The sequence below is a fragment of the Pseudomonas sp. NPDC008258 genome, from assembly GCF_042956345.1.
In the GTDB taxonomy this organism is placed as follows: Bacteria; Pseudomonadota; Gammaproteobacteria; order Pseudomonadales; family Pseudomonadaceae; genus Aquipseudomonas.
Genome location: NZ_JBIBGE010000036.1, coordinates 44,926 through 65,316, shown reverse-complemented (window position 1 = coordinate 65,316; position 20,391 = coordinate 44,926). Strand labels below are relative to the sequence as shown.

At 63.0% G+C, this 20,391-nt stretch carries 15 protein-coding genes and 1 pseudogene; 11 read left to right on the top strand and 5 right to left on the bottom strand.

The window, feature by feature from the left end; genetic code table 11:
* From ACFY9W_RS24290 to ACFY9W_RS24275, 4 genes and pseudogenes are all read left to right on the top strand, one after another.
* A pseudogene (locus ACFY9W_RS24290) lies at positions 1-1,107 on the top strand (hypothetical protein); the annotation flags it as partial.
* Positions 1,108-1,109: 2 nt separating this feature from the next.
* Positions 1,110-2,003: a DUF6708 domain-containing protein gene (locus tag ACFY9W_RS24285; RefSeq protein ID WP_391135807.1), complete on the top strand. Its 894-nt coding sequence runs from the start codon at positions 1,110-1,112 to the stop codon at positions 2,001-2,003.
* 197 nt (positions 2,004-2,200) lie between these two features.
* Positions 2,201-2,602, top strand: a complete 402-nt coding sequence (locus tag ACFY9W_RS24280) for a histone-like nucleoid-structuring protein, MvaT/MvaU family (RefSeq protein WP_391135804.1) — start codon at positions 2,201-2,203, stop codon at positions 2,600-2,602.
* A gap of 298 nt (positions 2,603-2,900) precedes the next feature.
* Complete coding sequence (locus ACFY9W_RS24275) at positions 2,901-4,190, top strand: MFS transporter (protein ID WP_391135815.1); 1,290 nt, start codon at positions 2,901-2,903, stop codon at positions 4,188-4,190.
* A gap of 80 nt (positions 4,191-4,270) precedes the next feature.
* Here ACFY9W_RS24275 and ACFY9W_RS24270 read toward each other — a convergent pair whose 3' ends face one another.
* From ACFY9W_RS24270 to ACFY9W_RS24260, 3 genes are all read right to left on the bottom strand, one after another.
* Entirely contained in the window at positions 4,271-5,086 is an 816-nt protein-coding gene (locus ACFY9W_RS24270) for a TIM barrel protein (protein WP_391135801.1), read from the bottom strand.
* 28 nt (positions 5,087-5,114) lie between these two features.
* Complete coding sequence (locus ACFY9W_RS24265; protein WP_391135799.1) at positions 5,115-6,167, bottom strand: Gfo/Idh/MocA family oxidoreductase; 1,053 nt, start codon at positions 6,165-6,167, stop codon at positions 5,115-5,117.
* Positions 6,168-6,307: 140 nt separating this feature from the next.
* A complete protein-coding gene (locus ACFY9W_RS24260; RefSeq protein WP_391135796.1) occupies positions 6,308-7,084 on the bottom strand; it encodes an IclR family transcriptional regulator C-terminal domain-containing protein in 777 nt (258 codons plus the stop codon).
* Between the two features lie 195 nt (positions 7,085-7,279).
* Between ACFY9W_RS24260 and ACFY9W_RS24255 the strand changes: the two genes are divergently transcribed.
* On the top strand, positions 7,280-8,992 hold the full coding sequence (locus tag ACFY9W_RS24255; RefSeq protein WP_391135793.1) for an FAD-dependent oxidoreductase: 1,713 nt from the start codon (positions 7,280-7,282) through the stop codon (positions 8,990-8,992).
* A gap of 189 nt (positions 8,993-9,181) precedes the next feature.
* On the opposite strand, the gene ACFY9W_RS24250 is transcribed toward ACFY9W_RS24255, so the two are convergent.
* On the bottom strand, positions 9,182-12,070 hold the full coding sequence (locus tag ACFY9W_RS24250; RefSeq protein ID WP_391135790.1) for an HD domain-containing phosphohydrolase: 2,889 nt from the start codon (positions 12,068-12,070) through the stop codon (positions 9,182-9,184).
* Between the two features lie 306 nt (positions 12,071-12,376).
* Positions 12,377-12,994 carry a TetR/AcrR family transcriptional regulator gene (locus ACFY9W_RS24245; protein ID WP_391135787.1) on the bottom strand — a complete coding sequence of 206 codons (618 nt, stop codon included), beginning with the start codon at positions 12,992-12,994 and terminating at the stop codon, positions 12,377-12,379.
* Positions 12,995-13,103: 109 nt separating this feature from the next.
* Between ACFY9W_RS24245 and ACFY9W_RS24240 the strand changes: the two genes are divergently transcribed.
* The 6 genes from ACFY9W_RS24240 to ACFY9W_RS24215 are packed head-to-tail and all read left to right on the top strand — an operon-like array spanning position 13,104 to position 20,280.
* The gene (locus ACFY9W_RS24240; protein ID WP_391135784.1) at positions 13,104-14,894 is read left to right on the top strand and encodes an ATP-binding cassette domain-containing protein; all 1,791 of its coding nucleotides are present in this window, start codon (positions 13,104-13,106) and stop codon (positions 14,892-14,894) included.
* Positions 14,888-16,645, top strand: coding sequence for an ATP-binding cassette domain-containing protein (locus ACFY9W_RS24235; RefSeq protein ID WP_391135781.1), 1,758 nt, complete (start codon positions 14,888-14,890; stop codon positions 16,643-16,645). Before ACFY9W_RS24240 ends, ACFY9W_RS24235 begins: the two co-directional genes overlap by 7 nt.
* Positions 16,645-17,586, top strand: coding sequence for an iron chelate uptake ABC transporter family permease subunit (locus ACFY9W_RS24230; protein WP_391135779.1), 942 nt, complete (start codon positions 16,645-16,647; stop codon positions 17,584-17,586). The genes ACFY9W_RS24235 and ACFY9W_RS24230 overlap by 1 nt, the downstream gene beginning before the upstream one ends.
* The gene (locus ACFY9W_RS24225) at positions 17,583-18,524 is read left to right on the top strand and encodes an iron chelate uptake ABC transporter family permease subunit (protein WP_391135776.1); all 942 of its coding nucleotides are present in this window, start codon (positions 17,583-17,585) and stop codon (positions 18,522-18,524) included. The genes ACFY9W_RS24230 and ACFY9W_RS24225 overlap by 4 nt, the downstream gene beginning before the upstream one ends.
* Positions 18,521-19,294 (top strand): ATP-binding cassette domain-containing protein, encoded by a 774-nt coding sequence (locus ACFY9W_RS24220; RefSeq protein ID WP_391135774.1) that lies wholly within the window; start codon positions 18,521-18,523, stop codon positions 19,292-19,294. Before ACFY9W_RS24225 ends, ACFY9W_RS24220 begins: the two co-directional genes overlap by 4 nt.
* Complete coding sequence (locus tag ACFY9W_RS24215; RefSeq protein ID WP_391135771.1) at positions 19,294-20,280, top strand: ABC transporter substrate-binding protein; 987 nt, start codon at positions 19,294-19,296, stop codon at positions 20,278-20,280. The genes ACFY9W_RS24220 and ACFY9W_RS24215 overlap by 1 nt, the downstream gene beginning before the upstream one ends.
* Positions 20,281-20,391: the final 111 nt, after the last annotated feature.

The following is a 20,391-nucleotide window of genomic DNA, read 5'->3' as shown; positions in this document are numbered from 1 at the left end:
GGCGGTGGCGGTGGTTTGAACGCGGGGATGCTGTGGTTCAACGTGATTTCGCTGAAGACGGCCTACAACAGCCTGCAGAAGAGCAATGCACCGGAATACACCTTGGGGTTTGCTTCATCGGTGTTCGGGGTGATCGGTGCAGCGGCGGCAACGCTGGTTAGCACGCGGGCAACGCAGAAGGCCGTGATGCTGCGATTGAGTGCCACCACGCCGGGTATGGCCTTTGGCAATGGAATCATCAAGTTCTTGAGTAGCAATCTGTTTGCGCGTTTGGCTGGTTATCCGGCGATAGCATTCAGCCTATTTTCTGACATATCAAAGGGAATGCGTCAGCTCAAAAGTGGGGGTTCAACTGCAGGCGGATACACATTAGCCGGAGGGGTGACTACGGCTATCGGCTCTGCTGTCGCCCTTGAGGCAGGACTTGCGGTTGCCGGCGCAACAACATTGGTACCCTTTGCCGGATGGGCCGCAGCTGCCCTCGTATTGGTAGGCGTAGCCATCATGGCGGGGGGGCTTTATCTGCACGCCAAGGCACATGAGCACCTTCACAGCCCAATTGAGATGTGGGCCGCACGCAGCATCTTCGGTAATCGCATCAATGATGGAGAAATACGTCCTGACATCACGTTGGACTATGAGAAAAAACTCCCTGATTACACCTCGCTACAAGCCGAGGTCAAAGCCTGGCACACCGAGCATTACGGACCAAAACTACTGTCCGCCGAACAGGCTCTGTTGTTCGGTATAAAGAATGTCGATAGCCGATGGCATCAGAATAATCACTGGTCTCCGCCCAACTGGACAGCTATCACACATAACGAAGTCGCCACGCCTCAACCAACCGTTGAGTTCACGGTGCTGCTGCCAGGCTTCGTGCTTGGGATAAGCGAATGGTCAGGAAGTTTAAGCGCCCTGCGTGACGACCAAGGAATGGACATATTCCCAATAGCCCCGACCAGCCACATCGTAGGTGCTGGTTTGGTACTGCATTTCGAGAACACACTGGCCAATCAGGATCATGTCTCACTGCATTTGTCTTACAGCGCCAATCAAGGACTGGACGAAGGCAATGAGACCCAATCAATATTTCGTCTGGAGCGCTGATCATGGCAACCATCTGGATATTCAATTCATCGTTAGACTCTGGACACAAACCTGCAATCGGGGGGCAACTATTAAATCTATCCGACAATCTTTTATGCTTGAGAAACCCATGGGTCACGGACTCGGTATTCATGGGGAAATTGTACTGCGCGATGATTACCATACCAATGATCGGCTTCTACCCTTATCTATTCGACGGGGAGTTCATGACGTATTTTAAATCCACCCCAATTTTAATGACCAGCTTCGCACTCTCGCCCTTCACCTTCCTCCCGTTCCTAATTTACCGAATATACTTCATAAAGCGCTTATCGAGCATATGCTTCAACCGATCAACTCAGAGGATTTACTACCAACGCCTGAGTAAAGTATTCGTCTTCGAGTGGAGCAACACCGGCGGTGGCCTTTTCAAACGCACCGAATACGGGGGCTCATCCTTCAGCACCAGCTACGCCCTCGCCTTCGCCCCCCGCCGAGCCGACGGCAGCCTCCACCAAAAAGACTGCCTCTGGGTCGACAGCAACGAACCCACCGAGTCCGGTGTCAGGCACGTTGCCGAAGTCTGGGAATACTTGCGCCACTTCATGGCCCACGGCCCAGCCAAGCTCCCCCCACCCGGCGAACCCAACTGGTGGCACAAACCGCTGCACGCCATCTGCCTGACCCCGGCAGAAGCCTGGCGCCACTATGCCCCCTGGCGAACCGGCGAGCCCGGTGAAATGCAGGGCAAGAAAAACTGGCAACTGCCCTTCTGGGCAGTGCTGTTCCCGTACAACCTTACGGTCGCGATCTGCTGGTATGGCATCTGCCGCCTGTTCAATGTGAGGGCCGCACCGCCGCCCCCTGAAGCCTTCGAAGAGGCACCTGTCAAACCTGGCAAAAGGAAGCGCAAATGATACGTATCGTACTCGGAGGACATCGCCATCAATAAAACTTCCTGCACCTGCACTAACGTGTAGGAAGTTACTGACAAAACGGAGCCAAGTACTCAACAAAATAATACCTTGCAACAACGAAATCAGTTAATTAGATCTCAAAATATTTCTCCACTTGCTTTTCCCGCCGGGCACTCCTGACACTACCCTATCAACTGATGGAGAATGGCATGTCCCGACTTGAAGAGTTTCGAGCAATCCAAAGGCTGATCGCCGTAAAAAAATCCCGACTGGCCCAGATCGAGAGTGACCCAAGGTTCATACTTGATTCTGCGTTTGAAGAAAAACTTCAAGCCTTGCTGGCCGAATACCCGTTCGGCCGTGAGCACATAATGAAAATGGTAGTCAGCAAGGCCGACCAACCACTGGACTTCTGCCAACCCGCATTGCCACGACCACGGCAGCATGCTTTCAGCCACGGGCGCCCCATGAAATCCTACAGAAACCCCCACACGCTCGAGGTAGTCGAAGCCAGAAGCATCGGGCACAAAACCCTGCAAATGTGGATTCAGCAGTATGGCCGCCCTGAAGTCGAAGCCTGGGCAAGCCTTTGGCCTTGACGCCGCCGCAGGTGCTTTGAACAACCCTGCCATAGAGCGGCGAACACAAAATGGCGTACTTTGCCGCCAAGCCCGACCGCCCGTGCCACCTACCGCAGCCTGCTCCGCTACTGTTCGGTAACCGAACAATAGCCCCTGCTCCGAATTGACGCTGCCGCCTTCACTGCGCACCATGCACCGGCCTTGCGTGCCCTCCTGCCTGGGACTTGGTCACGTACCTGTAGCAACGCAGCTGAATACAATTTCAAGAAACGAGCAGTTTATGAACCACACCAAGACCACCCCCGCCGCACCCCGGATGCCCCAGGGTTCGATTGGCGACAAGCTTCGCGGCGCCTTCGGCGTCGGCAAGACCCGTTGGGGCATGCTTGCCCTGGTGTTCTTCGCCACCACCCTGAACTACATCGACCGCGCCGCGCTCGGCATCATGCAACCCGTGCTGGCCAAGGAAATGAGCTGGACGGCGATGGACTACGCCAACATCAACTTCTGGTTCCAGGTCGGTTATGCGATCGGCTTTTTGCTTCAGGGCCGGTTGATCGACAAGGTTGGGGTAAAACGCGCCTTCTTCTTTGCCGTGCTGCTGTGGAGCCTGGCTACCGGCGCCCACGGTTTGGCCACTTCTGCGGCCGGTTTCATGGTCTGCCGCTTCATCCTTGGCCTGACCGAGGCCGCCAACTACCCGGCTTGTGTGAAGACCGTGCGGTTGTGGTTCCCGGCAGGCGAGCGGGCCATCGCTACCGGCCTGTTCAATGCTGGCACCAACGTCGGCGCCATGGTCACGCCGGCCCTGCTGCCGCTGATCCTCGCCGTGTGGGGCTGGCAGGCTGCATTCATCGCCATGGGCAGCCTGGGCCTGGTGTGGGTGGTGCTGTGGCTGCTGAAATACTACAACCCTGAAGACCACCCCAGCGTGCGCCAGAGCGAGGTGCAGTACATCCAGCAGGATGACGAGCCCGAGCCGACCCGCGTGCCGTTCAGCCGTATCCTGCGCCTGCGCGGTACCTGGGCATTCGCGGTGGCCTATGCGATTACCGCGCCGGTGTTCTGGTTCTACCTGTACTGGCTGCCGCCGTTTCTCAACCAACAGTACAGCCTGGGCATCAATGTGACCCAGATGGGCATCCCGCTGATCATCATCTGGCTGACCGCAGACTTCGGCAGCATCGGTGGCGGCATCCTGTCGTCCTGGCTGATCGGCCGTGGCGTGCGCGCCACCACCGCGCGGCTGGTGTCGATGCTGATCTTCGCCTGCACCATGGTCAGCGTCGTGTTTGCCGCCAACGCCAGCGGCCTGTGGGTCGCGGTGGCGGCCATTTCGCTGGCGGTGGGTGCGCACCAGGCGTGGACGGCGAACATCTGGAGCCTGGTGATGGACTACACGCCCAAGCACCTGGTCAGCACGGTGTTCGGCTTCGGCAGCATGTGCGCGGCGATCGGCGGGATGTTCATGACGCAGATCGTCGGCAGCGTGCTGACCGCCACGAACAACAACTATGCCGTGTTGTTCACCATGATTCCGGCCATGTACTTCCTGGCTCTGGTGTGGATGTACTTCATGGCACCGCGCAAGGTCGAGAGCGCCTGAAGTGCGCTAGCCAGTTACCTCTACGGGGCCCTTGCGGGCCCTTTTTTTCGGATGGAATTTCTTAGTGTGCGGATAACCGGTCAGACCCTGGCCAGCACAGCCATGGCTTTCTCCAGCGCCATGCGCGCACGCTGTTCACCGCTGATGCCCTGCTCCAGCAATTGCCGCGTGGGAATTTCCAGGCTCAGCGGCACGGTTGCCGGCAAGGCGCGCAGCAAGGCAACCAGGTCGGCTTCGCCGTCGCCAGGGAAACGCCGCTCATTGCGAGCCTGGCGCAGGATCTCGTCCATGTCGGCCGGCACCGGACCGGCAACGTCGCACAGCTGGGCATAGCGCATGCGCTGCGGCGCCAGTTTCCGTAGGTCATCCAAAGAAGACCTGGAGCGATTGAAGTGGAAAGCATCCACCAGCACACAGCCGTTGGCGCGGTTGGCGTTGGCCACCACTCGCATGGCCTGGTCGAGGTTGCGCACATCGGTCCAGGGCATGAACTCCAGGTGCGGATGAATACCGAACCCCGCCGCCAGTTCGCACAACGCGGCAAAGCGCTCGGTCAGACGGGCTTCATCCGGGTCGTTGCCTGCCACCAGCAACTCAGTCCCCCCTAGCTCGGCACCTGTCGCCAGAATCGGTTCGAAATCGGCTACGCAGGTTTCCGGTTTCAGCCGCAGGATCTCCAGGTCGAGCACCTTGATACCCGTGTCGCGCAGGCGCGCCTGGGTCTGCTGACGCAGGTTGGCGTCGGCCACCAGCGGGAAGTGCAACTCCTGCTCGGTAGCCGGTACCAAGCGAAGGCCTACGTGGCTGTAGCCGGCGCGGGCAGCCGCCTCGACCATGTCCGGCGGGGACAGTTCGAGCACCGTGAGGGCCGCGAGGGAGAAAATTCGATCAGTCATTTATCGTCACCAGGAAAAGTAGGTTGCATCAGGCAATGCTTTCGGGGGTGCAGGCACGGCCCGTTTCCGCTGCCTGGCGGATTGCTTCGATCAGCGCCAGGGTGCGGCCACCGTCGGCAGCATCGATCAGTGGTGCCTGCTCACCCCTCGCAACCCGCACAAAATGCTGCAATTGCAGGGTCAGTGCCTCACCCGCCGGGATGCTTTCTTCGCTTTGCAGCAGCGGCGTATGCCATCCCGAGCCTGTCTCGGCGTAGTGCCAGCGCTTGAGCTGGGGAATGCTCAGCGCACCCTGGGTGCCAGCCAGCAGGTAGCATGGCTGGCCCTCCTGGCGCGGATAGATCGGGCTTTCGCCAGAGTCCAGCTCCCAGCTCCACGGCGCAGCCACGGCGTCGGAACCGGTCAGGCTGCCCAACGCGCCGTTGGCAAACTGCAGCAGCACCGCCGCGCTGTCTTCGTTGGCAAAGCCGCGCACGTCGTTACGGGTGAACGCCTGCACCTGCACCACCTCGCCACACAGGTGGCGCAGCAGATCGAGGTCGTGGATCAGGTTGGTCAGCAAGAAGCCGGCGCCCGGCTCACGACGCCAAGCCGTTTCGAAGTAGCTGTCGGGTTTTTGCAGTTGCCACAGCGCGGTGACATTGATCAGCCGGCCCAGCTTGCCGTCGGCGATCGCCTGGTGCGCCTTGACGATCAGCGGATTGTGCCGCCGGTGGTGCCCTACCAGTACAGGTACGCCATGGCGGCGCGATGCATCTACCAACGCGCGCACCTCATCCAGGTGCACGCCCACCGGCTTCTCGACCAACACCGGCACACCGGCCTCGACGCAATCCAGGGCGCAAGCCACATGCAGGTTGTTCGGGTTGGCAACGATTACGGCTTCGGGGCGTGCGTGCTCCAGCATTTGCCGGTGGTCGGCAAAACAGGGTACGCCACATTCGGCAGCAAAGGCCTCAGCCTGCGGGCCAGGGTCGGCCACCGCACACAGCTGGGCTTGCGGCACATTGCGCAAGTGTTGGTAGTGCTGGCGGCCCATGATGCCGGCGCCGATCAAGGCAATACGAAGGGGTGCGTTCAACAGCCTGTCCTCTTGTCATTGTTGTTTTATGGATTCTGAAATCAAGTTCCACAATCCACTCCAGACAATTTAGAACCAAGTTCCGCTTTTCAGAAGAACCGGCAGAACAGACTGTGCGGTAATCGACCGGAAAAGTGCCGTCAGGCAAACAATTCGCTTGCCCGGCTGGCCGCCGACAGCTCTTGCGCCGCAGCCAGCAACAGCGGCGCCAGCTCTGCCAGGCGGCTTTGCGTCATGCGGGCACTGGGCCCGGCGATGCTCAACACGCCGATCACTTCCTCGGTGAATGGGCGTCGCACCACGGCAGCCAGCGCCGAGGTACCAATGGCCGAGGTTTCCTCAACCCAGGCATAACCACGCTCGCGGGCACGGTGCAGGTAAGCGAGCAGTTCGTCTGTTGAGCGCGGTGCGTTCGGGCCGAACTGCGCGGGGTCGGCAATGCCTTGGCGCAATACCATCTGTAGCGCCTGCTCATCGTCCAGGCTGGCCAGCCAGGCATGCCCGGAGGCGGTGTAGAACAGCGGTGCGTCGCGGCCCATGTCCGGGTCGTAACGCAGCCCGGAGCGGGCGCCCTGGGATTTGGCGATCCAGGTCTGGCGGGCACCGTCGATCACGCCGAGGCGTACCAGCTCACCGCTGTCCTGGGCCAGGCGGTCGAGGATCGGCTGGATGATGTCGGCACCATTGCTCGACAGGTAGCGAAACCCCAGGGCCACCAGCTTGGAAGACAACTGGTAGCGGCTATTGTCGCGGTTCTGCCGCACGTAGCCCAACCGCACCAACTCGGTGAGCATGCGGTGGGCAGCGCTTTTGGGGATGTCCAGGCGCTCGGCCAGAGTTTGCAACGGCAACCCCTGCGGTTCGCCGGTAAGGCTTTCTACAAGACTGAAGGCGCGTTCGATCTGACTACCAGCCATGACTACAGGTCCCTGATTTTTTTGCGAATTCTAGAAGATGATTCCACACCGGCGATAGGTACCGCAGCCAGCGACCACTGAAATGTCCGGTTATCGCCCAATACTTGCCATGCACAGGCCCCCCACGCTTGCGGGTAGAACCGTTGACGATGAGAATATGGAACCTTGTTCCAATAACAATACAGGAATACAGCGATGCCTTCTGCGCCTTTCGATACCGAATGCGATGTACTGGTCATAGGCTCCGGCGCCGCCGGGCTGGCCGCGGCGGTGACAGCTGCCTGGCATGGGCAGAAGGTGATCGTGGTCGAGAAGGAGCCGGTGTTTGGCGGCGCCACCGCCTGGTCCGGTGGCTGGGCCTGGGTGCCGCGCAACCCGCTGGCACGGCGCGCCGGCATCGAGGAGGACATCGAACAGCCGCGCACTTACCTGCGCAATGAATTGGGCGCGTATTACAACGCTGAGCGTGTCGATGCATTCCTTGAGGCGTGCCCACATATGGTGGCGTTCTTCGAGAAGCACACAGCCCTGCAATTTGCCGACGGTAACGGGATTCCTGACATGCATGGGGACACACCGGGCGCCGCCCAGGGGGGCCACCAAGTGATCGCCGCGCCTTATGATGCCCGCGAGGTGGGCGCCTTGCTACCACGTTTGCGCAAAACCATGCGCGAAACCTCGTTCATGGGCATGCCGATCATGGCGGGCGCAGACCTTGCCGCGTTCCTCAACATGACCCGCTCGCCCAGGGCTTTGCTGCATGTCTGCAAGCGCTTTGGCCGCCACCTGTATCACCTGGCCCGGCACGGGCGGGCGATGCATCTGGTCAATGGTGTGGCGCTGGTGGCACGCCTGGCCAAGTCGGCACAAGCGCTTGGCGTGCACCTGCAAGAATCCGCGCCAGCCAAACGCCTGCTGGTAGAAGATGGCCAGGTACGGGGCGCCTTGGTCGCAACGCCGCAGGGCGAACACATGATTCGGGCAAAGGCCGTGGTACTGGCGGCAGGTGGCTTCCCCAACGACAGTGCCCGGCGTCGGCAACTGTTCCCGCGCGATGCCAGCGGCAAAGACAACCTGGCCCTGCCACCGCAAGGTTGTTCAGGTGACGGGCTGCGCCTGGGCGAATCGGCCGGCGGCGTGGTGGCCACCGACCTGAAGTCGCCAGTGGCCTGGGCCCCGGTTTCGCAGGTGCCGCACCGCGATGGCAGCATCGGCCACTTTCCGCACATCATCGAGCGTGGCAAGCCGGGCATCATTGGCGTGCTGGCCAACGGCAAGCGTTTCGTCAACGAAGCGCACGGCTATTACGACTATGTATCGGCCATGGTCGCGGCAGTGCCGCAGGGTGAGGACGTGTGCTCGTGGCTGGTCTGCGACCATCGCTTCCTGCGCCGCTACGGCCTGGGCCATGCCCGCCCCGCGCCGCTGCCGGTGTGGCCACATGTACGCAGCGGCTACCTCAAGCGCGGCGCCACGCTCGAACAGCTCGCCCAGGCCTGCGGCATCGACCCCTCCGGGTTGCGAGCCACGGTCGACGCGTTCAACGCCCATGCCCGCAAAGGGCAGGACCCGGCGTTTGGCCGTGGCTCCACGCCGTTCAACCGCAAGCAGGGTGACCCACAGCACAAGGGGCCGAACCCTTGTGTAGCACCCATCGAGCACGGGCCGTTCTATGCGGTGAAGGTAAAGCCCGGCTGCTTTGGCACCTTTGCCGGGCTGCGTACCGATGGCAGTGCCCGCGTGCTGGATGAGGCCGGGCAGCCGATTGCCGGGCTGTATGCGGCGGGTACCGACATGGCCAGTGTTTTCGGTGGCTGGTACCCGTCGGGTGGCATCAACCTGGGGCCGGCGCTGACCTTTGGCTATGTGGCCGGGCGGCATATTGCCGGCGTGCGGGGATATGAGTGAGCGCCGCGATGTATCCCCTGAAGTTTTTCGGCTGCCTGGACGGGCCTCTTCGCGGGCGCGCCCGCTCCCACAGGAACTCTGCAAACCATGAACCTGTGGTGATCCTGTGGGAGCGGGCAAGCCCGCGAAAGGCCCAGCCCTAACGCCGACTCAAGCAAAGCCCGCAAAGAAGGGGCTACATCCGATTTTTTAAGTAATTTGATTGATCTGCGCCAACCAGTACGGCACATCCACTTCATCGATCTGCTCGGCGCGCAGGAAGCGCTCGGCATACTGGCGGTACACCCCGCTGCTCAGGAACAGTTGCAGCAGCTGCCCGTCGATGTGCCGGTCGCGGGCCATGAACACCATGATCCTGACCGACTCGGATAACGTCTTGGGCGGTTTGTACGGCCGGTCGGCCGCCGTCAGCGCCTCGAAGATGTCGGCAATGGCCATGACCCGCTCGGCAATACCCAGGTCTTGCTCACCCAGCCGGCGTGGATAGCCGCTGCCATCCAGTTTTTCGTGGTGGTTGCCGGCAATGTCCGGCACCCGCTTGAGCTGGCGAGGGAATGGCAACGCGCTGAGCAGGATGATGGTCTGCACGATGTGTTCGTTGATCTTGAAGCGTTCCTCGTCATTCAGCGTACCGCGCCGGATCGACAGGTTGTACAGCTCGCCGTGGTTGCTGGCATACGGCGGCAGGCGCATGTCGAACCCCCAGTGGTTGCGCGGGTCGCCCTTGACCACCGGTGGCTTGCGCTCGCCCCAGGGCACACGGTGCTCGGCACGGTCGGCCAGCAGGGGCTCCTCTACAGGCAGTGCCGGTTGCAGGGCACCGGCGAAGCGCTCGGCCTCGTCGCGGGAAATGCCCAGGCGGTTGTCGAAGTGACGCTGCCAGCGGCGCTGGCCGATTTGCTGCAGGCGCTCGATATCGGCGTCCTGCATGAACTCGCCGCCAATATTGGCCTGGGCGACGAGGGCGAAGTCTTCGTGCAGCTCGGCTTGGCTGCGGGCCAGGGCGGCTTGCAGCACCTGCGGGTCGCCACCGCTGGCCAGGCCTTGCCAGTACGCCAGCTCGGCATCGCGCCACAGCACTTCAAAACGCATGCGTACTTCGTGGATGCGGTTGTAGAGGGTTTCCAGCTTGGTCGCCTTGTCCACCACGTACTCGGGGCTGGTGATCTTTCCACAGTCGTGCAACCAGGCCGCCACGCGGAATTCGTAGCGCTCGGCCTCGGTCATGCTGAAGCTGGCATACGGGCCGCTGTCAGCGGCCGCCACCTGGTCCAGCAGCATCTGCGCCAGTTGCGGCACCCGCTCGCAGTGGCCGCCGGTATAGGGGCTTTTGGCATCGATGGCATCGGCCAGCAGCTTGATCATGGCGTCCATCAGGCGTTGCTGGGCTTCGGCCAACTGGCGCGTTTCGATGGCCACCGCCGCCACACCCGATAGCTCCTGGACAAACCGCTGGAACGGCTGGCCAAGCTGGTCGCGCGCCTGCGCCTCATCCAGTTGCAACAGCAGAATGCCCAGCAGCGCCTGGCTGCGGTCATTCAACACCACGGCCAAGCTGCGCTCGTGCAGGCCCAAGGCCTGGGTAACTTGCGCAGCCAGCGTGTGGCGGGGCCCTTCGTCCACCGCCAACTCGGCGGGGTATTGCTCGCCGCAGCACGAGGCTGCCAGGCGCAGCAACCCGTGGTCGGCGTCAAACAGGTACACCACGCCGGCCTCGACCCCGGCAGCGTGCACCAGATGAGTCAGTACACCATCAAGCATGCGATCCAGGTCGCGCTCGCGGCTAAGCGCCAGGGTGATGGCCTGGAAGCCCTGGATGGTGCCAGACATCCGGCCAAGCACCTGGCTCAGCTCGCGCACTTCAGACACCCTCGACTTTACCCCGACTTCGCGGCTGAAATCGAAGCCGGCCAGACCTTGCACCTGCTCGGCCAGCTGCTTCAGCGGGCGACCGATGCGCCGGCCGAGCACGCCCCCGAGCACCAGCAGCACCGCCATCAGCACAGCAGTCCAGAGCAACTGTTCGAACAACACCTGGCGCGCACCGGCCAGCAGCTCGTGGCCCGGCACGGCCATCAGCACTTGCAGGTCCTGCCCGGCGAGCGTAGTCAGCGGGATGCGCATGCCGTACCAGGTCTGGCCGTCCACCTGATAGGGCTGTGACTGGGGGCCTTGTGGCGGGTCAGCGTACAGGTGCTGCAGGCTTGCCACACCGAGCTCGTCGATGCGCGACAGGCGCACGCCTTGGCGTTCGTGCACGATTACCCGCTGCAAGTCCGGGTAGGCCACAACGTTGCCCTGCTCGTCCAGCACGGCAATTTCAGTACCGGGCGTGATACGCAGGCCCTGGGTTTCGCTGGCCAGGTCATTCACTGAAACGTCCATGCCAATCACTGCCCCGCCGTCGACGCTGCGCTGGGCCAGGGTCAGGCCAATTTCGCGAGTGGTGAAAAACACATAGGGCGGGGTCAGCACCGTGGTGGGTTGCGCGCTGGCTTCGGCGAACCATGCGCGGGTGCGCGGATCGTAGCGGTATTCGGGTTTGGCCTGGGTGTGCAACAGGTTCAGCGCCCGGTCGTAGTAGCGCCATTCACCCTGCACCCGCCCGTCCTCATCCCGGTTGACGCTCTGCACCAGGAATGCCGTACCCGGTGGTGCTGCAAAACGTTGCATCAGCTGCGGGTCACGCAACCGGCGGACCAACAGGAAATCGCCGTTGGCGTAGCCCATGTAGGCGGCGCTGAGCATGCGGTTGGCGTCCAGTGTCTCGACCAGTTGCGGCAACCGTTCCAGGCGCTGTGCCTGGGTGTGCGCAGCAGGGTTGTGAGCCAGCAGGGGGATGCTGCTCTGTACGGGGTCTATCAGGCGCCGGGCGCGTTCGTCGATGGTCTTGCCGACCTGCTGGGCGGCATCTGCGGCGGCGGCGACCAAGGTCTGGCGGATACCGTGGTAACCCTGCCAGGCCAGCGCAGCACCGAGCAACAGCATGCCCAGCACAATGGCCAGCGCCACCAGCCATTGCAGCGACATGCCACGCCTGGCTTTGTCAGCAACACGACCCGTCGACACGCAGCCCATTCCAGGTACTCCATGTGATGCAAATTGAGGGAGCAGCCAGGACGATCATGCGGGCCGAAGCCATTCGCAGGCAGCGTGACAGGCCCAATGGTGGCAATTAGCCCTGGCCCGTCCTGGCAGGAGTGTAGAGTGCGGCTGGGAGTTTTGCCGGGACGAACGAAGAAATCCAGGTAACAATTTCAGCGCTTGTCAGGGCCTCTTCGCGGGCAAGCCCGCTCCCACAGGTACTGCACTGGCTTCGGGCTCACCTTTAACCTGTGGGAGCGGGCTTGCCCGCGAAGGGCCGCAAAGCGGCCCAGAGCCTGATCACCTGCGAGCCCGTTGTTCCAACATCACCAGCACGCCAACAATCAACGCCTGCATCCCTTCATTCAACTCCACCTCCATTTCCGACTCCTCCCCTGCCCGGTCGGCATCCAGCAGCGGCTCACGCCCCGACACGGTGTACACCGTATCGGCCACCGCAAAACCATGGAACGCCACCGTGGACAGCAACCAGCGCGCCTGCTCCAGGCTCAGGCCGTATGCCTGGGCGATGTGCGCCTGGTGGTCGTTGATCTTGTCGATCATCGCCTCGGTTGCCGCCAGCCTGCGGATCACATAGGGCGTCAGCCCTGGGTGAGCCTTGACGAACGCCTGCACCGACGTTGCAAAGCGCATCAGGTAGGCCTGCAAGCCTTCTGCACTGTCGCCCTGCGCCCTGGGGATCTGCCAACGCTGGAAGATCTCCTCGGCCACCAGGCACTTGAGTGCCTCAATGTTCGCCACGTGCTTGTACAACGCCATGTGACTCACCCCCAACGCAGCTGCCACGCCTACGAAAGTGAGGCCAGGCAAGCCAATGGCGATGCTGACGTCAGCAATGCGTTCACGGGTAATGGTGCGCGGGCGACCGCGTCCAGACGTACGTTCAGGTGGTTGCATCGGGTCCTCCGGGCTTCTTGAAGACAGTCTTGTAGCTGTCTTGTCGGGATTTCGCAAATTAGTTTATAGTCATGCAACTAATTCGTTTTCAGCTTCCCAGGCCCGTTTCATGTCTGACTCATCCTCCCCCCTCGACGCCGCCCCTGTCGGCGGCAAGGTGCGTAGCCCTCTGCGCCGTGTGCTCTATCCCATTCGCGGGCGGCTGGCCCTGGCGGCATTGTTGTCCGCAGCGGGAGCGATGCTGGCCCTGGTCCCTCTGGCAGGCGTTGCGCACATCGCACAACTGGCCCTGAGCGAATCTGGCTCATCGGGCGCCATTGGCTGGGCCATCGCGGCCAGCGTCGCCAGCCTGTTCACAGGGATGACCTTGATAACCGCCGCCGAGCTGTTGGCGCACCAGGCCGACAACCACATTACCCATCACTTGCGCGTTGCCATTGGCCAGCGCCTGATGCAAGTGCCGCTCGGCTGGTTCAGCGAACGAGCGTCGAGCGAGGTGAAACGTGCCATGCAGGACGACATCGGCACCTTGCATAGCCTGACCGCGCACTTTTTCACTACCTTGGGCCGCGCCGTCGGCGCCGTGGCAGTGTCGGTGGCCTACCTGTTCGCCACGGACTGGTGCCTGGCACTGGTCGTGCTGCTGCCCTTCCCTGCGTTCTTCCTGTTTCTGCACCGGGCCATCAAGGCCAGCGCAGCGCATATGGGTGACGTGGTCACGGGTATGGCACGCATCGACAATGCTGTGGTCGAGTTCATCAATGGCATGCCGCTGGTCAAAGCGTTCGGCGACCACGGCAATGCCCAGGACCGCTACCGTGCGGCGGTCGATGCCTTCGCCGACACCTTCACCGGCTTCACCCGCCCACTGGTTACGGCGATGGCCCGGGCCAATGCCTTGATAGCGCCTGTGACAGTACTGGGCGTGGTGCTGCTGGCCGGCATGCTGTTCGTGGCCCTGGGCCGGATCGAGCCGCTTCAGATCCTGCCCTTCGCCCTGGTCACGCCGGGGCTGTGCGCACCGTTGCAGTTGTTGCACTACATCACCCATGACCTGAACAACGCAGTGGCAGCAGCCCAGCGTGTGCAGGCCCTGCTGGACACGCCGGTGCTGCCGGCTCCTGCTGCTGGCAGCCTGCCCAACGGCAGCGAAATACGCGTGGAACGGGTGAGCCATGCCTACGTGCCTGGCACCCCTGTGCTGAACGACGTCAGCTTCAACCTGGCCCCCGGTACCACCACCGCCATCGTCGGCCCCTCCGGCGCCGGCAAGTCGACCTTGGCGCGCCTGCTTCTGCGCTTCTTCGACCCCGATGCCGGGCGCATCACCTTGGGCGGTGTCGACCTGCGGCAAGTCGAGAGCCGCGAGCTGTACCGGCGCATCGGTTTCGTACTGCAAGACGTACGGCTGATCCATGCCAGCGTGGCCGAAAACATCGCCCTGGGCCAACCGGCTGCAACCCGCGAGCAGATCGAAACGGCGGCGCGCCTGGCCAACATTCATGCACGCATCCTGCAGCTGCCGCGTGGCTATGACTCGGTGATAGGGGAAGACGCGCAATTGTCAGGAGGCGAACAGCAACGCCTCAGCATCGCCCGCGCCGTGCTACTCGACCCGCCTGTGCTGATACTGGACGAGGCCACCGCAGCCGCCGACGCCGAAAGCGAGTCGGCGATCCAGGATGCCCTGTCGCGCTTTGCAAAGGGTCGCACCCTGCTGGTCATCGCCCACCGGCTGGACACCGTGATGAACGCCGACCAGATCCTGGTGATCGACCAGGGCGCCCTCTGCGAACAAGGCCGACACGCCGGATTGCTCGCGCGCCAAGGCCTGTATGCCCGGCTGTGGGAACAGGGCCGCTATCAGAACACCATGGACAAGGCGCTGCCAGCATGCTGAAAACTTTCATTCGACTGCTGGGCGACAGCGCCCCGGCATGGCGCCGCTATTGGCTGATGACCGTGTTGTATGGGGTGTTCAGTGGCCTGACCATCAGTGCTCTGGCGCCGATCATGCTGCACCTGCTGAACAACGAAGTACGTGCTGCCAGCGCCTGGCTGGCCGTACTGGCAGCCGGCTTGGTGCTGTGCTGGGCCTGGCGACGCCGCGTGGAGCAGGCAGGTATCAGCCTGGCCGTGGCCGTGTTGCAAGGTGGCCGCCATTACATCGGCGCGCACGTGGCTCAGCTGCCGCTGGGCTGGTTCACCCCGCAGAACACGGCGCGGCTTGGCCACGTGATCACCCAAGGCACGATGGCCGTGGCCCAGTTGCCTGCCCATGTGCTTACACCCTTGATCAGTGGCAGCGTCACGCCACTGGTGTTGCTGCTTGCGCTGTTCACCCTGCACCCGCCGCTGGGGCTGATCGCTCTACTGGCATTGCCGGCGTTGGCAGCCGTGTTGTTGTTCAGTGCCCGCCTGGGGCGCAGCGCCGACCAGGCTTTTAACCAGCACTTCGCCGAAGCCAGCATGCGAATGGTCGAATTTGCCCAGGCGCAGTCAGTGCTGCGCGCCTTCAATGGTGCCGGGGGCGGAACGCGCTTGCTGGAGCAAAGCCTGGAATGCCAGCACAGCAGCGGCGCGGGCCTGATCGTGCGGGCTTCGTTGTCGGCATTGCTGAACAGCTGGGCCGTGCAGATGACATTCGCCACGCTGCTGGTAGCCGCCGGCCTGTGGTTCACCAGCCACACCGGTGGCCAGCCGCAGGACGCTGTGGCGGTGATCGTGGCGTTGGCGCTGGTGTGCCGTTTCATCGACCCGCTGCAGGACGTCGCCAGCCATGTCGAGATCCTGCGTGGGGCGCATGGCCAACTCAAGGAGATCGAACGCATCCTGGCAGCCAGGCCATTGCCGGAGCCCGCCACGATCCAGCAGCCGCTGGATGGCGCTATCGACCTGCAAGGGGTGAGCCTGCGCTACAGCGCCGAAGGCCCGGAGGTCTTGCATGACGTGAACCTGCATATCCCGGCGGGCAGCATGACTGCGATCATCGGCCCATCGGGCTCGGGCAAGACGTCGCTGCTGCGCCTGATAGCGCGGTTCTTCGACACCACCCAGGGCAGCGTGCAGATTGGCGGCGTGGACGTTCGGAACATGGCCCGCGCCAGCCTCACCGCCACCGTCAGCCAGGTGCTGCAGGATACCTGGCTGTTCCAGGGCAGCATTGCCGACAACATCCGCATCGGCAAACCCGACGCCAGCGACGCCGAGGTGTTGCAGGCGGCGCACATGGCCGGGCTGGCGAGCATCATCGAGCGCCTGCCTGGCGGCCTTGATACGCCCGTAGGTGAAGGGGGTGCACGGTTGTCTGGCGGCGAGCGCCAGCGTGTGACCATCGCCCGCGCGTTTATCAGGCAAACGCCCGTGCTGCTGGTAGACGAAGCCACCGCAGCCCTCGATGCCGAGAACCAGGCCCTGATTGCTCAGGCCCTGCACAGCTTGCGTGGGCGCTGCACGCTGGTGGTCATCGCACACCAGCTCAGCACCGTCGCCATGGCCGATCATATCGTGGTGCTGGAAGCGGGCCAGGTTGTCGAGCAAGGCGCGCCGGCAGCACTGCGCGCCCGTGGCGGCCGTTATGCGCGCTTTCTCGAGCAGCGCCACGCCGCCAGCGGCTGGCGCATCGCCGCACCGCATGTAGGCCATGACTGATGCGCGTAACCTGGCTGGCATTGTTCCTGCTGTTGTGCGTCGCCTCACTGGCGGTAGGTGCCCGTGAGCTGGCCTGGACCCAGCTGTTTACCCTGCACGGTGATGCCTGGCTGACCCTGACCGCCAGCCGCCTGCCACGCCTGGCGGCGTTGATGCTGGTCGGTGTGGGCCTGGCGGTGTGCGGGGTAATCCTGCAGCAGATCGTGCGCAACCGTTTCGTCGAGCCGGGCACCACCGGTGGGCTGGACGCCGCACGCCTGGGCATCCTGCTGTCACTGGGCCTGGCGCCAGCAGCCGGGGCGTTGCTGCGCATGCTGTTCGCCTTGGCCGTGTGCTTTGCGGCCAGCCTGTTGTTCGTCGCCATCATCCGCCGCATCCGCGCCCGCAACGCCGTGCTTGTTCCGGTAATCGGCCTGATGTACGGCGGTGTGCTGAGTGCGCTGGCCGAGTTCTACGCCTACCGCTTCAACCTGCTGCAAAGCATGCAGGGCTGGTTGCTGGGTGATTTCTCCAAGGTGGTTCAGGGCCGCTACGAAATCCTCTACCTGATCGTGCCGATCGTGCTGGTCACCTACCTGTATGCACAACGCTTCACCGTGCTGGGGATGGGCGAAGGCATGGCCACCAGCCTGGGCCTGAACTACACCGCCAACATCACCCTGGGCCTGCTGCTGGTGGCGGTGACGGTGTCGGCCAGCGTAATCGCCGTCGGCGCCATCCCCTTCGTCGGCCTGGTGGTGCCCAACCTGGTAGCCATGCGTTTTGGCGACAACCTGCGCCGCACGCTGCCGCTGGTGGCACTGGGCGGCGCTACCTTGCTGCTGGTCTGCGACCTGCTCGGGCGGCTGCTGATCTACCCGTTCGAAGTGCCCATCGGCCTGACGGCGGGCGGCCTGGGTGGGCTGATCTTCCTTGGGCTGATTATCTGGAGGCAGCGATGAGGGGCCGTTACTGCGTGGGGTTGGCAGTGGTCGTGCTGGCCCTGGTATTCGTATTTGCCAACGCCGGGCCCGATTTCGCCTACGTGATCCCCAAGCGCCTCGCACGCCTGGCCGCCATGGTCATCGGCGGCGTGTGCGTGGCCTGTTCTGCCATCGCCTTCCAGACCCTTTCCGGCAACCGCATCCTGACCCCGTCGATCATGGGCTACGAGGCGGTGTACCTGCTGCTGCAGGCGTTGCTGGTACTGGCAATGGGGGTTCAGGGGCTGCTGGTGCTCGGCAGTAGCGGCAACTTCCTGCTCTCGGTGCTGCTGATGCTCGGCTACTCGTGGGCCCTGCACCGCTGGCTGTTTCGCGACGGCAAAAGCAACGTTTACTTCCTGCTGCTGGTCGGGTTGGTGCTGACCATGGTCATGGCCACCTTCACCCAGTTCGTCCAGCTGAAAGTCAGCCCTGGCGAATTCTCGATGCTGCTGGGCTACACCCAGGCTTCGTTCAACCGGGCACCGCCGCAATTGCTGCTGTATTCGGCTGTGCTGGTGGCGGGCTTGTGCCTGCTGCTGGCGCGAGCGGTGCCGGTGCTGGATGTACTGGCGCTAGGGCGCGACCAGGCGATTTCCCTGGGCGTGGACTACGGGCGCAAGGTGCGCCTGCTGCTGGCAGTGATCGCGGCGCTGGTGGCTGTTTCGACCAGCCTGCTGGGGCCCACGACATTCATGGGCGTGTTCGTCGCCAACATCACCTACGCCGTGGCCGGCACCTTCCGCCACCAGGTCACACTGGCCCTTGGCAGCGCGGTGGCCATTGCCGTGTTCATTGCCGCCCAGCTGCTGGTCGAGCATGTCTTCAACTACAGGACCACCGTCGGCATCCTCGTGAACCTGGTGTGTGGCACCTACTTCCTCGCCCTGATGGTGCGAAACCGGGGAGCCGCATGATAGCTGTCCATGACCTGCACAAACGCTACGGCAGCAAGGCCGTATTGAGCGGAGTGAGCACCCGCTTCCCGCGCCAGCAGCTGACCTCGCTGATCGGCCCCAACGGCGCGGGTAAAACCACCTTGCTGATGATGCTTGCCCGCTTGCTGGAACCGAGCAGCGGCGACATCCAGCTGGACGGGAAAAGCATCAACAGCATCGCCATCGGCGACTACGCCCGGCGCGTCGCCACCCTGCGCCAGTCGGTCGACTTCAATCTGCGCCTGACCGTCGACGAACTGGTCGCGTTCGGCCGCTTCCCGTACAGCCGCGGCGCACTTACGGGTGAAGACCGCCAGGCCATCGACCAGGCCATCGCCTTTCTATCCCTTGAGCCACTGCGCAAGGCTTACCTCGATGAGCTCAGCGGCGGCCAACGGCAAATGGCATTCCTGGCAATGACCATTGCCCAGCAGACCGACTACCTGCTGCTCGATGAGCCACTGAACAACCTGGACATGGGCCATGCCGTGCAGATCATGCGCGCCTTGCGCCGCCTGTGTGACGAGTTCGGCCGCACGGTGATCCTGGTGGTGCACGACATCAACTTCGCCGCCGCCTACTCCGACCATATCGTCGCCATGCACAACGGCCGGGTGCATTGCAGCGGCAGCGTCGAGCAGGTGGTGACTGAACAACAGCTGCACGCGCTATACGGGCTGGAGTTCGAAATCACCCACGGCGCGCGCGGCCGCCTGTGCAACTACTTCAACCCACCCGGAGCACAATGATGAACCGCAACTACCCCACCAGCTGGCCGCTGGCGCTATTGCTTGGCGCCACCCTGGCCCTGCACGGCTGCAACGAACCCACGACGGCCACAACGGCAACCGTGAACGCCACGCACCAGGGCGACTACCTGCCGGTTACCGTGCAGCACAAGCTGGGCACCACCGTGATCAGCCAGCTGCCACAGCGCACGGTGGCCCTGGACATGAACGAAGTGGACTTCCTCGACCAGCTGGGCGTGGCCGTGGCCGGTATGCCCAAGGACTTCGTGCCGCAGTTCCTGGCGCGTTACAAAGACGCCGCGCAAACCGCAGATGTCGGCTCGATCGTGCAGCCGAACCTTGAGCGGGTACACGCTGCCCGCCCCGACCTGATCCTGATCACCTCGCTGCAGGCCAGCCACTATGGCGAACTGAGCGAAATGGCGCCGACCCTGCACTTTGATGTGGATTACCGCGACAGCGAGGCCGGGCATGTCGCGGTGGTCAAACAGCACCTGACCAGCCTTGGCGACGTATTCGGCAAGCAGGACCTGGCCCGGCGCAAGGTTGACGAACTGGAAGCCAAGCTGGCCCAGGCGCGCAATGTCACCCGCGACCGCCCGGAACGGGCGCTGGTGGTGCTGCACAACAACGGCGCCTTCAGCGCCTTCGGTGTGCAGTCGCGCTACGGCTTCATCTTCAATGACCTGGGCGTGAAACCGGCCACCACCACGCTGGACACCGGCCTGCATGGCCAGCCGATCTCCAGCGAGTTCATCCAGCAGGCCAACCCCGACATCCTCTACGTGGTGGACCGCACTGCCGTGATGGAGCACCGCCCGCTGATGACCGTAGCCACACTCGACAACCCGCTGCTACGCCAGACCAACGCCTGGAAGCATGGCCGCGTGGTGTTCGTCGACCCGCAGGCCTGGTACGTCACGGCCGCCAGCCCGACATCACTGGCCCTGATCGCAGACGACGTGATCAGGGGCTATCAGGACTGAGCCATGCCTCATGCCGTCGCCTAACGACGTGATAGCGCGTGATTCTCGTTTGCCTTACGTCTTCGCTTCTTAAAACCAAAAACACAACTGCCACCCACACTTCCTGGAGCC